The sequence below is a fragment of the Dysgonomonas termitidis genome (assembly GCF_054657735.1).
Window position 1 is genome coordinate 1,560,955 of record NZ_BAAHYD010000002.1, and the last position, 15,425, is coordinate 1,576,379.

Sequence of the window (15,425 nt, forward strand, 5' to 3'; positions counted from 1 at the left end):
TGTCATACGTCAAATACGTTTACTCTTTAGTTATAGATTTTTATTTAATTGATTTATTCTGCAAATCTATTAATTTTTTTATGATTATGTATCAATATAACTATTTTGAGAATAGAATGAAGTATTTTAACTTTGCGACATATTTAAAACAAAATTATATTAATATTAAACAAGGAAATTGAAAATGAAAACATATTTATTGGCAATCGCATCATTGGTATTCATGGCATCGTGCAACAACGCTGCTAAAAATAAGGTAGAAGGAACGGATGCTCAGGCGGCTGCATCGGGAACCGGAGTTGAACTGGCAGTAGATCCTTCGGCATCGTCCATACATTGGGTAGGATCTAAAGTGGGAGGGTCCCATCACGGGACAATCGGTATAAAGAGCGGAAGCCTTGCCGTTAATGGAGAAGAAGTGGCTTCGGGCTCATTCGTAATAGATATGAATGCAATTGTAGATGAAGACCTTACGGAAGCTAAAATGAATGATATGCTGGTAAACCATCTGAAAAGTGAAGATTTCTTCGATGTAGCCAAATATCCGGAAAGCACTTTTACCATTACCAAAGTAGAAGCACTTGCAACACCGAATGACAGTGTGAACTATACGGTCAGCGGAAATCTGAAACTGAAAGATGTGGAAAAAAATATCTCTTTCGGCGCGAAAGTTACTAAAGAAGGTGAACTGTATAAGGCTGTTACCGTTCCGTTTACGATCGACCGTACACAATGGAATGTAAAATACGGTTCAAAAACCCTGTTTGCCAATCTGAAAGAAAATATTGTGAACGATAATATCGAATTGCATATAACAATTGTAGCAAAAGCAGCTCAATAATACATAAACGGTATTTAATATTATATACGGCTTTGACTATAACAGTCAAGGCCGTTGTTATATAAATCAGACATTTTTTAATGTATCAATTATAATATTTGGACTACCGGTCCGTATTAATAATAAATTATTGTTACTTTGCACAGCATAACCCACTGATTTTGTGAATGAGGTTTAAATATACCATATTATCTGTTTTGTTTTTCATTTTTGGTTTCGGAGCTGTTCACGGACAGTGGGATGCCCAGATAAGCCAGTATTGGCGAATGAAGAACTTCTACAATCCGGCCTTTATCGGCGAAACGGGTAATATAGAAAGCTCAATGTTGCACCGCCGTCAATGGGTGGGCATAACCAATGCTCCTGTTACTTCCGTGGTCTCACTGAATATGCCGGTTAACTTCTTCGGGAAAGAGCATGGAATAGGTGCTATAATCACAAATGAAAAAGCAGGACTGTTCTCAAATACGTATTTCTTAGGGCAATACGCGTACAAATTCAAATTTAAAAATAATAAGATACTGCATATCGGACTACAGGGCGGCCTGCTTAATGTAAGTTTTGACGCCGCTAAAATACATATTCCAAACAGCGATTACCATACTCCGGGGGAGCAGGACCCCGCATATCCTTCAGCCGCAGGAAGCAAGGTGGTCGATGCAGGACTGGGTGTGGCATGGGTCACCCCTGATTATTACATAGGTTTCTCGGCCACTCATCTTTGGGAACCGAAGTTCGACCTGAATGATAACAGCTCGGCATTCGTCGGGCGTACTTATTATTTAATGGGCGGATACAATATAAGGCTGAATAATCCGTTAATAGAATTGCAGCCTTCTGCTTTCTTTAAATCTGATGCTGTGACCTATCAGTTTGATATTACGGCAAAAATTGAATATAATAAACTGTTCAATGGAGGAATATCTTGGAGAAAAGACGAAGGTTTTGTATTTTTGTTGGGCGTAAAAATAAGGAACATAGACGCAGGCTATTCATACGACTTATTGACATCGGATGTGTCTACTGTCAGTCATGGAAGCCATGAATTGTTTATACGCTATAGTATTCCGTTACAAAAGAAACGTGAAGTAAAAGCAAGCAAGAGTATAAGGATATTATAGAGCCCCGCTAAGCCTCCCCGGAGGGGGGAGGATGTAAAATAGAATAATAATGAAGAGTTTCCCTTTGGGGTAGGGGACTTAATACAAAATTACGACAAACAATTAAGATCAAGCCTAAAAAATAAGTAGCCGAAGGCTAACAGAGATATATGAAACAACTGTTTTTTGTAACTATAGCTTCACTTGTATTACTGGTTTCCTGCGGAAGGTCGACAGGCGGTTCAGGTATCGGAGGTGAAGTAACCGGAGAAAAAGGTTCATCATGGGCCGAGCCGTCACCTTATGGGATGGTACTGGTGTCGAGAGGCTCGATAGAGATGGGCCCTGCAGAGAATGATTCCCTATGGGATATAAAAGCCAATCCGAAAGGCGTATCCGTCGATAACTTCTGGATGGACGAAACCGAGGTGACTAACTCCAAGTATCGTCAGTTTGTATATTGGGTGCGGGACTCCATTATCCGCGAGCGTCTGGCCGATCCTGCTTTTGGGGGAGACGAAACCTTTAAAATTACGGAAGACCGCTACGGTGAACCGGTAAAACCTTATCTGGACTGGAAAAAACCAATCCCGAAAAGGCCTTTGGAAGAAGAAGAGCGCGCTATCAACAGTGTGACGTCTGTTCATCCGATAACCGGAAAGAGGGGATTAGACCCTGCCCAAATGAATTTTAAATACGAATGGTTCGATTATACGGAAGCTGCGAAACGCAGAAACAGGCTAAATCCGCAAGAAAGGATATTAAACACTGATATAACCGTAGATCCCGGTCAGGTGGTAATGATTTCGAAAGATACGGCATATATCAATGAAGAAGGACTTCCGGTTAACGAAACGATTGTTCGACCGTTGGGCTCACTCTTCGACTTTGTACATACCAAGATCGTAAATATATACCCTGATACGACAGTTTGGGTGAATGACTTCAATAATGCTTACAATGAGCCTTACATGAGAATGTATTTCTCCCATCCGGGTTATAATGACTATCCTGTTGTGGGTGTTTCATGGGAGCAAGCCACGGCTTTTGCCGAGTGGCGTACGATGTTCTACCGTATGGGGCAGCCGAAGAATGCCCGTCCGATAGAGAATTTCCGCTTACCTACCGAAGGTGAATGGGAATTTGCTGCACGGAACGGACGCAGCGAGAATAAATATCCGTGGGACCGGGAAGGGACAATGGATGAAAAAGCCTGCTTCATGGCAAACTTTAAACCGGGAGAAGGCAATTATACCAAAGATGGCAACCTGATACCTTCGCGTGTAGCGTCGTATATCCCAAACCGGTTTGGAATATACGATATGGCCGGTAATGTATCTGAATGGACTTCAACTTCATATACCGAATCGGGTACGGAACTGATGAATGATATGAATCCGCAATACAAATATGATGCGGCAAAAGAGGACCCTTATGCTATAAAGAAAAAAGTCGTAAAAGGCGGTTCGTGGAAAGATATAGGACGCAATATCAGAGGAGATATGAGAGAAGGTGAATTCCAGAACCAACCACGCTCTTATATCGGCTTCAGATGTGTAAGGACACAAATAGGCTTTGCAAAATCAAAGAAATAATGAAAAGAATATTCCACATAACAACAATATTGCTCTGCGTGTTCTGCCTAACTAATATGATGCAGGCGCAGAACCAGCAGGAATCGCTGCGCGACAGACTGGCCAGAAAACAGCAGCAAGAACAAGGAGCACAAGGTCAGAGCAACGGACCTAAAGTGCCTCAATTATCCGTTCGCGCAGAAATGATGAACGAAAATCAGACCCGTGATTTGTCGAATGCCACATGGATACGCGAAGTATATCGTTTTCTGGATCTTACGAAAGGGAAAAACGCGGCTTTATTCTATCCTGTACAACCGGTAGGCGAAAAGATGAACCTGTACACAATGATATTCAAGCTGATGGCTAACGGAAGCCTTATAGGATATGACTGGAATCAGGGACAGGATCTATTTACGGACAACCTGATTATAGATTTCGGCGATGTACTCAACCGGCTCGAAATACCATACCAGAAGAATGGCAACATTTACACATTTGATGAATTTAGTATTCCCAGCAATGAAGCGTTGGGTTATTACATAAAAGAAGCCTGGTATTTTGACCAGTCGAATTCAGTACTGGGGGTAAAAACAGTAGCTATATGCCCGGTCTTGTTCCGCCAGCGGTATTTTGGTGATGACGATATGGAATCGTCTATGTCAGCTACCGGTTCCCGCGAACCGCAATTCTGGATACCATACGAATATATAAGGCCATACGCTGCGCGAATGCCGATAATGACTTCTGACCTGAATAATGTAATGAATAAAACCATTGACGATTATTTCAGGCTCAGGCTGTATGAAGGTGAAATATATAAGACAACCAATATGGAAAATAAGTTCCTGCAAGAGAGATTTACCACTCCGGAGGCATTGCAACATGCGCAGGACAGTATCGAAACCCAACTAAAGCAATTCGACAAGGACCTGTGGGTTATCAACGACTCGATAAAAGCAGCCGGGGATATGAATCCTAAAAAGACAAAGGCATCCAAAGTCAGCAAACCGAAATCGTCTTCATCAAATGCAACCTATTCCGCTCGCGACAGGAGATAAGATAAAATATAATATAATAGAGAAGGCGGCAATCATTAGATTGTCGCTTTTTTGCTATTCTTTCACGAAAACTTTATCTATAGAATGTCGCCGATGGTCTTTTCATCCGGGAATAGTTCTTTGACATTTTTTTTGAACCTGAAAACGGAGATACAGTAAAAAGTAACAGTAAGAAAAGTTTACTTTTTAACAGTTACGAGTTACAAGTAGACAAGATACGAGATACAAGATACGAGTTGTTAACTGCTGACTGTTTACTGAAACAAGTGTTACCTTTGTTACTTTATAGTTACAAGTTACTCCGCCCTAGGGCAGTTACGAGTTACGAGTGGACAGAATACGAGATACAAAATACGAGTTGTTCACTGTTTACTGTTAACTGATATATCTGTTACTTTTTAACAGTTACAAGTTACTTCGCCCTAGGGCAGTTACGAGTTACGAGGGAAAAAATTAGCTCCATTAACCGTTGGTTCTTAATTTTTCATTCTCAATTCTTAATTGCTTTCCGTGTTACTTTTGTTACCTTTTCATATCTGTATCCATATAAAAACAAGAGAGGCTTTCCTCTCGGAAAACCTTCTCTCTCACATTAATTATCTTAACTAATTAGTGACAGATCTCTTAAAATCTGATTCCTAATTTTATCATCGGTTGTGATAAGATTGAAAAAGAGTGACTATCAGATGAAAGCAGTCCTAATCCTGCCTGAGGACGGATGCTATAAGTTGAGTATTGATAAGCCACCGGACGGATATCAAATCCTAAGAATAAAGCAGAATTAATAAAATAGTCCGCACCTACAACCGGAGCTACCTTTAATACATAAGCTTCACCTACGCTTGTACCCAGATAGTCTTCACTATCTACAGCATTTGCAGATACACGGCCGTAAGCATAACCGAATTCACCTCCTATGCGCAGATGTAATTGATCCCATTTCGTTTTGAAATAATGGTCTGCTCCTATGCCTGCAAAGAATTGTATATTGTCTCTGCTTGGCACTGCATTATATGTAGGAATGTCTCCTGCTTCGAAATCCTCGCCTAAGGCTGCTCTGGTAACTTCCTTATAAGCGGGATTGTGACTGAAGTTAAACCCTCCCGTCAATTTTAGCGCCCACTTGTCCGACACGAACCACCTGCCTTCTATATCCAATATAGGATTCTTATCGAACCATGCCGATGTAGATGCCGATAATGTATAGGCCGGATTATTGGGAGCCGGAGCGTCTGTCCCGATATATGACCCGACTCCGAAGTTGACGGAGACCATCCAGTCGCCTTTTTTTGGAGCCACGTCACTTGAGTTTTGAGCAAAAGCCGAAAAAGCAAAAGACAGGAGCATTGTTAAACATAATATTTTCTTCATTTTAACTTCTGTTTTTTATCAGAATGAGTTGAGGAAGGAATATTGTTCCCTCAACTCATTGCCAGATAGATTAACCTTCCAGTGTTTTTATTTGATTTTTGCGTCTATTATAGCTTTAGCAACAGCTGCGTCCTTTTTAGCTGCATCCATCTGGAGTTTTTCTTGAGCTACTTCTTCTGTCAGAGCAGCAATCTCGGCTACTTTCGTAGATATATCGTATGTAGTAGTAGCTTCCAACTCTTTGATATTTCTCTCTATGTTACTGATAGACAATTCAGTGCTAGCAATAGCATCTTCAAGTCTTTCTATCTGCTGCTCTTTTATATCTCCTATATATGTGCCGTTAAATACAGCTGATTCAAGCGTCCAGTAGTAGTTTCTCAAAGAATTTGCTTCACGAACTTTTACATCCTTAGCATCAACAGCTGCATAATAGTCTGTTCTTGCTTTATCATAGGCAGCTTTTAACGTTGCCGGAGTAGATTCATCTTTGTAGATAGCTTTCACGGCTTCCATATCAGCAATATCTTCTGTCAAATAGTTAATAGAGTTAGTAGCGTATTCTACTGCACGCTGCGCATTGTCAACCTTATTTTGGCCGTCGTAGTACTTGTTGCTTTTATCGGCAAGAGTTACTGCGGCTGCGTTATCTGCAGTATCAGCAGCGGTAACAGCAGCGTCAGCAGCATCTTTCTGAGCCTGTGTAGACGAAGGGTTATTATAAACTGTATTGCGATCTTCTATTGCTTTATCCAGAGCCGCTCTTGTTTTAGCTTTGTCAGCTTCTGCTTTTCTGAAATCGGTATGTAATCCTACCAGTGCTGAAGTAGCAGCAGTAAAATCAGCTTCTGCTTTAGTCTTATCTGCTTTAGCTGTAGCCAGATTAGCTTTCATGTCTGCAAGGATTGTGTTCAATTCCGCGATTGTATACACCTTGCCGGTTCTCCAGTTGTAAGCGTTATCATAGAAATCGTACCATGTATTACTTGCATTGTTGTAAACGATCTCTGCTTGCAAACGTTTGTTTTCAAGAGCAGGGATATCAGTAAACAGCAGTGCTTTTTCGTCGGCTTTTGCTTTAGCTATTTCTTTTTCGGTATCTTTTATATCAGTAGTAGCTAAAAGATCCTGCCATCTCTTAAGGTCGGCTTTGTCGTTTTCGAGGCCAATGTTCATATTAGCGATATCTCTTTCCTTCAACCTGATATCATTAGCTAAAGTTTCATTTTTCCCTGCTTTATATCCGGCAAGCAACTCATTTTCTTTAGCCAATCTGATTGTCTTTTCAGAGAAAATAACTGTATGGAGATTTACTTTAGCTATCGCATCCTGATATGCAAGTACTGCTGCTTTCAATGCCGGGTCTTCTACTGTAGCCTCAGCTAAAGCTTGAGCTAAAGCCTGTTGAGCTCTTACAAGATTAGCTTTCTCTTTCTCCAATTCAGCCTCAGCTTTCTTGATAGCTACTTCTGTAGCTTTTTCCATTTTCTTGATTTCTTCAGCCCAATACTTTTTATGGTATTCTGTTTCGGCTTTCTTGTACTCAATTTCTGCTTTAATTTTTTCTGCTTCCGCTTCTTTCAAAGCTTTTTCAGCTTCTGCAAGGATTTTTTCAACCTCCGCCTGTGCTCTTTTAAGCTCTGCATCAGCCTTCAGCTGGTCGGCCTTAGCGCCACGCAATTGGGTTACGCTTTGCGACTCGTTGTCATCAACGCACGATGTTGTAGAAAATACAATTCCTGCGCACGCTATAGCCAATACAGGAATATAAAACTTAAGTTTTTTCATAATAAAAAAGCTAGTTGTTAATAAATTAGTTGTTTATCAATTCAGTTATTTATGTGATAGCATATGTTGTCTCTAAATATTAAAATATATCAAAAAGATATGTTTCTACGATAATTATCTAACTTTACTTGTTTATATATACTGTGAATAGCTAAGCACTATTCATAAATACAATATTTGATTGCAAATATACAATTTTATATTGTATAAAAAAGTTTTTTTGATATTATTTTAAAATTTGTAAAAGGAAAATGAACGACAACTGGGATAGACTTGTAAAAGTCATAGAATCGACCAATCTCTCTATCAATAAATTTGCAACCTCAATAGGTCTGAAAAGATCTGAAAACTTGTACCGCATAAAAAATGGCAAGAATTCAATAAGCAAAGATCTGGCAGAACAAATTACAACAAAATATTGCAATATAAGTAAAGCGTGGTTACTTACCGGGGAAGGAACGATGTACATCAACGAATCTGAAGAAAACAGGAAATCTTCATCCAAAAAGAAAATACCATTCTATGATTCCATAATAATGGACTCGGATGAACAGACCGAAATCACTCTTCCCGAACCACTATATTATATCGAGGTACCATCATTGGCTAATTGTGATCTTGCAGCACTCTTTGTCGGAGAATCAATGAAGCCGGAGATACCATCCGGTTCGATAGTTGCACTGAAAGAAATAAACCTGCATCTGATACTCCCGGGAGAAATGTACCTGATTGTAACGGACAAGTACACAACAATTAAATATCTAAGAACTGTAAACGAGAATAACACTCTGTTGCGGCTCATCCCACGCAATACCGAACATTATGATGAAATGCTTCTGGATAAATCTCTTATACGCCGCTTGTTTTTAGTTAAGGGTGTAATTTCTACAAAAGTGTTATAAACTTATACAAATAGAGAAAAGGCTGATTTCCAACCGTCAGCCACTCCAGATGCTATTTATTACCAGATAAATACTGCGTTTCTATAAACTGTAACTGACTTCTCAGCATAGCGATCCGTGTCATTTTATATCCCACACTCTCTGCCTCGGAAATAGGACGTGAATATATATACTCTATCTCCATAGGCCTCCGATAATCAAAGTCCAGCTTCATGCTGGGAGAGTATGGTGTCATATGCCGTGTCATCTCCAATATATCCCTTGCATAACTTTCTGGTATAGAGAACCTGCCCTGACCGACAGAATTAGCTCCATGCACGACTTCGAGCATAATGCTGTAAAGTAACTCTACCATAACCGGATCACCCATTAAATTAGCGGTGGTGCTATTCATTACAACTGTCATACCATTATAAGGGATATTCCAGATCAACTTCATCCAGCGGGCTTTCTCCAGCTCGAGCACCTGTGTTCTTACACCGGATTGTATGAGATCGCTGCATACCTGTTCTAATATTTCGGGATTGGCACACGAATAAGAGCCAATGTTGAGATGCCCCTCATCGAAATGCCCGATATGTCCTTCCCCTATTTTACTGGAACAAATAAAAGCAAGTCCTCCGGCAATGCTCACTCCGGGAAAATCTTTTTGTAAATCGGCTTCCAGCCCCAGGCCGTTCTGAATAAGGATTACTACAGTATCTTTATGTAGCAGGGGAGGCAAGAGTTCTTTTAACAGCTTATTATTTGTTGTTTTTAAGGCAACAAGTACGACATCGCATTTCGGCATATCCGATGTTGATCTATATGCGTGTACCGACTTCAAGTAAAAATTCCCATGAACGGAATCTACTTTCAAACCATGCTTCTTTACAAACTCATAATCAGAGTGCAACAGGAAGTGTACTTCCTGTCCTGAGTTGGCCAGCCGTCCGCCATAGTAACCTCCTATGGCTCCGGTACCTATTACTGCATATTTAAGTGACATAAAACGATTTTCTTGAAAAATTATTTAATTAATTAAATATAAAATGTACAAAAATCTAACTATAAGGTCAATCTTCGTCATCTCTTTACCTATAGATAAATATATTTAGATTTCATAAATATACAAACAAAAAGCGACTATCTTCAGATAGCCGCTTCCAATTCTATAATCAAAACTTACTAGTCTTTATATTTTGCTTTCAGGAACTCACGGTTCATACGCGCAATGTTCGCAATAGAAACGTTCTTCGGACATTGTACTTCACAAGCCTGTGTATTTGTACAGTTACCGAAGCCAAGTTCATCCATTTTGCTAACCATCGCTTTTGCACGGCGCGCTGCCTCTACACGTCCCTGTGGAAGAAGTGCCAGCTGGCTTACTTTCGCGGATACAAACAACATAGCCGAACCGTTTTTGCAAGCTGCCACACAAGCACCGCAACCAATACACGATGCTGCATCCATAGCTTCGTCAGCAGCCGTCTTAGGGATAGGAATAGCATTAGCGTCCGGCACACCTCCGGTATTTACGCTAACATATCCTCCTGCCTGCATGATTTTATCGAAGGCAGTACGGTCTACCATAAGGTCGCGGATAACAGGGAAACCTGCGGAACGCCAAGGTTCAATGGTGATAGTTTCGCCATCCTTAAACTTACGCATATGCAACTGGCAGGTAGTAATATCTTCATCCGGCCCGTGCGGATGTCCGTTTATATAAAGGCTGCACATACCACAGATGCCTTCGCGGCAGTCGTGGTCGAACACAACAGGTTCCTGGCCTTCGTTGATTAAGTTTTCATTCAAAATATCCAACATTTCAAGGAAAGAACTTTCTGTAGAAATGCCTTTTAATGGATATGTCTCAAAAGCCCCTTTTTCCTGAGGACCTCTCTGACGCCAAACTTTTAATGTTATATTGATTAATTTTTCCATCGTTTTTCTGAGTTACAAGTTACGCTTTATAGTTTCTTTGTTGTCTAACTACAAATTCATAGTCGAGAGGTTCTTTCACAAGCTCAGGAGCTTGGCCTTCTCCGTCATATTTCCAGCAGGCAACATAAGAATAATGTTCATCATCACGCATAGCCTCACCTTCCGGTGTCTGATATTCTTCACGGAAGTGGCCTCCACAAGACTCATTACGATTCAATCCATCATATGCCATCAATAAGCCTATCTCGATAAAGTCTGCTAAACGCAATGCTTTTTCAAGCTCAGTGTTCAGACTGGTAGCTTCACCCGGTATGCGGACATTAGACCAGAACTCTACCTTCACAGCTTTCAGCTTTTCGATAGCTGTTTCCAAAGATTCCTTGGTCCGGCCCATTCCTACAAAATCCCACATAATGAGACCCAGTTCCTTATGAATAGAGTCAACTGAGCGTTTACCCTTGATATTCATTAGCTTGGCAACTTTTTCCTTGATTTCATTTTCTGTCTGCGCAAATTCAGGCAGATCGGTACTGAAACGGGGAACAGAAATCTGGTCGGCCAGATAGTTCTGGATAGTATAGGGCAATACGAAATATCCGTCGGCTAATCCCTGCATCAGTGCAGACGCTCCGAGACGGTTAGCACCGTGGTCAGAGAAGTTCGCTTCTCCAAGTGCAAACAGGCCTTTGATAGAAGTCATCAGTTCATAGTCAACCCAGATACCACCCATTGTATAGTGGATAGCCGGATAAATCATCATTGGTGTTTCGTATGGATTTTCATCCACTATTTTGTCATACATCTGGAACAGGTTACCATATTTAGCTTCCACCACATCCTTACCAAGACGGTTGATGGCATCGGCAAAATCGAGGTAAACAGCAAGGCCTGTGGAACCTACGCCATAACCGGCATCGCACCTTTCTTTCGCTGCACGTGAAGCCACGTCGCGCGGAACAAGGTTACCGAATGCAGGATAACGTCTTTCCAGATAGTAATCCCTGTCTTCTTCTTTGATTTGAGTTGGTTTCAATTTACCGGCACGGATAGCTTCCGCGTCTTCTTTCTTTTTAGGCACCCAGATACGGCCATCGTTACGAAGCGACTCCGACATCAGAGTTAGTTTCGACTGGAATTCGCCATGAACAGGAATACAGGTAGGATGGATCTGAGCAAAACAAGGGTTTGCAAAGTAAGCACCTTTTTTATATGCCTGAATGGCAGCCGAGCCATTCGATCCCATTGCATTGGTAGAAAGGAAGAACGCATTACCGTAACCTCCTGTAGCAATTACCACGGCATGAGCAGCGAAGCGTTCCAGTTTACCTGTAACAAGGTTGCGGGCAATAATACCGCGTGCACGCTCTTCGCCGTTGTTGTCTTTTATAAGAACCACGTCTACCATCTCGTAACGGGTATACAGTTTTACGCTGCCTTTGTGTACCTGACGGCTAAGAGCCGAATAAGCACCAAGCAACAATTGCTGTCCTGTCTGCCCTTTAGCATAGAATGTACGCGATACCTGAGCGCCACCGAATGAACGGTTGTCAAGCAGGCCTCCGTATTCGCGGGCAAAAGGAACACCCTGGGCCACACACTGGTCGATGATACTGTTTGCAACCTCAGCAAGGCGGTATACGTTTGCTTCACGGGCGCGGTAATCACCACCTTTGATAGTATCGTAGAAAAGACGGTAAACAGAGTCACCATCGTTTTGGTAATTCTTTGCGGCATTGATACCTCCCTGTGCTGCAATGGAGTGTGCACGGCGAGGGGAATCCTGAATACAGAAGTTAAGCACGTTGAAGCCCATTTCTCCAAGAGAAGCGGCCGCCGATGCTCCTGCAAGGCCTGTACCTACTACAATAATGTCGAGGCGACGTTTATTAGCGGGATTCACCAATTTCTGGTGCGCCTTATAGTTGGTCCATTTTTCTGCCAATGGTCCTTCAGGTATTTTTGAATCTTTTTTTGGATCTAGTATATTACTCATATCTGTTTTTCTTTTAATCTTTAACAAAAATAATCAGCGCCTACTTAACAAAACGGACACAGTAAATGTCTTGCATAAAAGTAGATGGTTACAAAAGCAAATGCCAGACAAATAACAGTGGCAAGTACCTGACTGATTACTTTCCAGCGATTCATCCAAACCAGATTATTCCAACCGATGGTTTGAACCGCACTCCAAAATCCGTGAGATAAATGGAACCATAGTGCAACATACCAAACAAGGTATGCAACCACAACCCAGGTTTGGCTGAAATAATACTTGATGAAAGCAGCCCCATCCTGAGGGGAAACCATTTCACCGCCAAGGGCCACTTCGTGGTGTCCCATCAGCTCGGTGAACATCATCTTATACCAGAACTGGCTAAAGTGAAGCACCATGAAACCGATGACAATTACACCCAGGACAAACATGTTTTGTGAAGCCCACTCTACATGTTTAGGGCGTACGTTTACTGCATAAGCGTCACCTCCGCGCGCTTTACGGTTTTGTAAAGTCAGAATGAGAGCGTAGATGAAATGGATGGCAACAAGTGCACCCAAAGCAGCAGTCCCCGCCACAGCATACCAATTAGCTCCTAATAAAGCACAGATGGTATTGTAGGCATCCTCCGAAAATACAGCCGTCACGTTCATCGAAGCGTGAAACAGCAAAAACAAGATAAGAGCGATACCAGTGATACTCATTATCAACTTCTTACCAATAGAAGATTTAAGTAACCAACTCATAAATTAAAATTGTTTTAGTTATTTAGAATAGTTAAATTTTTAGCTGATAGTGATAGAAAATAACCATATGCAATTGCTTTTTTCTATTGTCATGCAAAAATAGATTAAATAAAGGGATTTTCAAAAGAAATGGAATGCGTTTTTGATTAAAAAGTAAAATGATTTGTTAATCCTTGAACATATTTTCCCATATATTCTATTTTGTTCACAGCTAGGGATTACGGTAATAATCATAATGTAAATTTTGAGTGGAAATAGTAACAGAACGTAATTAATAACTAAGAATGAAAAATTAATAATTCTGTAAGTTCAGATTTGCTTTTTATCTCACTACTGACACTTTATTCTAATTTCGTATTCTCAGCTATATTTAGTTAAAAGGTAACAAAGGTAACAGATATATCAGTGAACAGTAAACAGTGAACAGTAATGTAGCTTTCTCAACTTATGACTTACTACTTATTACTTAAAATTTACTACTTGTTAAAAGGTAACAAAAGTAACAGTCTTTTTAGCCTTTGTGCCCTTTGTGATTCCCTTCGTGTACTTAGTGGTTAAAACTCTTTACCACAAGGGGCACAAAGATTTACACAAAGAGCACTATATAAAAAGTAACAAAAGTAACAGATATATCAGTTAATAGTAAACAGCTATCAGTCAACAATTTGTGTCTTATGTCTCGTCTACTCGTACCTCTTTACTTATAACTTACTACTTGTTAAAAGGTAACAAAAGTTACAGCTTTTATACATTTTAATTTTTAAACCTTAAATCTTTAAATCCTTATTCAACCTTTCAAAGAACGGCAAGCCGTTAAGCTCACTATATAGATAAACCAGAAATATAAACATAACAAAGAGGGTGTGTCAAAAGTAAAACTGTACTATCAAATTATTACCCTCTTTGTCATTCTGAATGTAATGAAGAATCTCGACCCTTCTGGCACGAGATGTTTGACTCCGTTCAACATGACAACCAACGGTCACAGGAGCGTAGCGTATGTAAATAGAAAGTAAAAACTGCTTTTGACACACCCTCCTTATCTTTTCTATCTAAGCTTTTTATATATATTTCTGCGCAAGGTCATAAACCTGCCGGGCGGATTCATCCCACGAATATTTTTTTATCTGTTCCAGACCTTTAAGGCGAAGTTGCTCCCTTAAATCCTGATCTTTCAACAATAGGTTTATTTTTGATTTCATATCTTTCACATCATAAGGGTCAACATACAAAGCGGCGTCTTCGCTAATTTCACGCAAAGCGGGAATGTCGGAACAGATTGCAGGACAACCATAGGTCATAGATTCCAAAGGAGGTAGCCCGAAGCCTTCGTATAGAGAAGGGTAAACCGACAATAGTGCATTCTGATACATTTCTTGTAGCTCATCGTCAGGTATATATCCCGGCAGATGTACATTCTCTCCTATAAGTTTTTTCAAGTCTGGAGTATTGAATGCCTTGAAGGACATGCCGATGATATATAGCTTTACCGATTTATCGTCTATCTTATTGAATGCTTCCACAAGCCTGCTGAAATTTTTACGGGGGTCCATGGACGATACAGCAATTATATATTTTTCACTGTCCGGGTCAGGCTTATAATTCAATATTTCTTCCCGCGCAGGTTTATTATGAAACGGCACATTACTATGTATCACATGTATTTTAGCCGTATCTATCCTCAGTGTATCTACAATCTCATTTTTAGAAAACTCACTCACTGTGACTACCGCGTGCGCTTTTTTGCCTATGCGGGGCATCATAAAATGATAAAAGCGGTAGTAGTTCTTCGAGAACCATTCGGGGTAACGCTCATGCGATACATCATGGATAGTCATTATCTGGTTACTGTAGTATAAAGGGCCACAACCTGTAAAACTGACAAGTAGCGGATCACCTATACTTTTCAGATAACGCGGCAATGAGATTTGCTCCCACAAATGAGTCTTCATCGAACCGCACTTTACCGTCTTGAAGCTGAACTTGTATTCGGGATGTATTTTCTGAGGGGTAGCTACATGAAAATCCACACCCATTTCATGCAGTTTATTGCATATCTCGAATGCATAGCGGTGAACGCCCGTAGCCCTCTGAGTAAGAAATCTCCCGTTTACAACAAACATATA

At 40.6% G+C, this 15,425-nt stretch carries 12 protein-coding genes; 5 read left to right on the plus strand and 7 right to left on the minus strand.

Annotated elements, in window-relative coordinates; translation table 11 throughout:
• Positions 1-184 precede the first annotated feature (184 nt).
• The 4 genes from ACYQ3L_RS10435 to porN all read left to right on the plus strand — a co-directional run bounded on the left by ACYQ3L_RS10435 (position 185) and on the right by porN (position 4,576).
• Entirely contained in the window at positions 185-841 is a 657-nt protein-coding gene (locus tag ACYQ3L_RS10435; RefSeq protein ID WP_379996142.1) for a YceI family protein, read from the plus strand.
• 167 nt (positions 842-1,008) lie between these two features.
• Positions 1,009-1,962 (plus strand): PorP/SprF family type IX secretion system membrane protein, encoded by a 954-nt coding sequence (locus tag ACYQ3L_RS10440; RefSeq protein ID WP_379996140.1) that lies wholly within the window; start codon positions 1,009-1,011, stop codon positions 1,960-1,962.
• A 149-nt stretch (positions 1,963-2,111) separates the two neighbouring features.
• Positions 2,112-3,536, plus strand: a complete 1,425-nt coding sequence (porK, locus tag ACYQ3L_RS10445; protein ID WP_379996138.1) for a T9SS ring complex lipoprotein PorK/GldK — start codon at positions 2,112-2,114, stop codon at positions 3,534-3,536.
• Entirely contained in the window at positions 3,536-4,576 is a 1,041-nt protein-coding gene (gene porN, locus ACYQ3L_RS10450) for a type IX secretion system ring subunit PorN/GldN (RefSeq protein ID WP_379996136.1), read from the plus strand. The genes porK and porN overlap by 1 nt, the downstream gene beginning before the upstream one ends.
• Positions 4,577-5,200: 624 nt before the next feature.
• On the opposite strand, the gene ACYQ3L_RS10455 is transcribed toward porN, so the two are convergent.
• Both ACYQ3L_RS10455 and ACYQ3L_RS10460 read right to left on the minus strand, forming a co-directional pair.
• Positions 5,201-5,947, minus strand: a complete 747-nt coding sequence (locus tag ACYQ3L_RS10455) for a BT1926 family outer membrane beta-barrel protein (RefSeq protein WP_379996134.1) — start codon at positions 5,945-5,947, stop codon at positions 5,201-5,203.
• An 87-nt stretch (positions 5,948-6,034) separates the two neighbouring features.
• Positions 6,035-7,735, minus strand: coding sequence for a hypothetical protein (locus ACYQ3L_RS10460; RefSeq protein ID WP_379996132.1), 1,701 nt, complete (start codon positions 7,733-7,735; stop codon positions 6,035-6,037).
• A gap of 251 nt (positions 7,736-7,986) precedes the next feature.
• Here ACYQ3L_RS10460 and ACYQ3L_RS10465 point away from each other — a divergent pair, with 251 nt between their 5' ends.
• Positions 7,987-8,637: a S24 family peptidase gene (locus tag ACYQ3L_RS10465; RefSeq protein ID WP_291108337.1), complete on the plus strand. Its 651-nt coding sequence runs from the start codon at positions 7,987-7,989 to the stop codon at positions 8,635-8,637.
• Positions 8,638-8,689: 52 nt separating this feature from the next.
• Here the strand turns inward: ACYQ3L_RS10465 and ACYQ3L_RS10470 are convergent, their stop codons facing one another.
• The 5 genes from ACYQ3L_RS10470 to ACYQ3L_RS10490 form a co-directional block, all read right to left on the minus strand.
• Positions 8,690-9,625: a putative 2-dehydropantoate 2-reductase gene (locus tag ACYQ3L_RS10470; RefSeq protein ID WP_379996129.1), complete on the minus strand. Its 936-nt coding sequence runs from the start codon at positions 9,623-9,625 to the stop codon at positions 8,690-8,692.
• 179 nt (positions 9,626-9,804) lie between these two features.
• Positions 9,805-10,560: a succinate dehydrogenase/fumarate reductase iron-sulfur subunit gene (locus tag ACYQ3L_RS10475; protein WP_379996127.1), complete on the minus strand. Its 756-nt coding sequence runs from the start codon at positions 10,558-10,560 to the stop codon at positions 9,805-9,807.
• A 19-nt stretch (positions 10,561-10,579) separates the two neighbouring features.
• Positions 10,580-12,553 (minus strand): fumarate reductase/succinate dehydrogenase flavoprotein subunit, encoded by a 1,974-nt coding sequence (locus ACYQ3L_RS10480; RefSeq protein WP_379996125.1) that lies wholly within the window; start codon positions 12,551-12,553, stop codon positions 10,580-10,582.
• 44 nt (positions 12,554-12,597) lie between these two features.
• Positions 12,598-13,299, minus strand: a complete 702-nt coding sequence (locus tag ACYQ3L_RS10485) for a succinate dehydrogenase cytochrome b subunit (RefSeq protein ID WP_291108327.1) — start codon at positions 13,297-13,299, stop codon at positions 12,598-12,600.
• A gap of 1,061 nt (positions 13,300-14,360) precedes the next feature.
• The gene (locus ACYQ3L_RS10490; protein WP_379996123.1) at positions 14,361-15,422 is read right to left on the minus strand and encodes a glycosyltransferase family 4 protein; all 1,062 of its coding nucleotides are present in this window, start codon (positions 15,420-15,422) and stop codon (positions 14,361-14,363) included.
• Positions 15,423-15,425 lie beyond the last annotated feature (3 nt).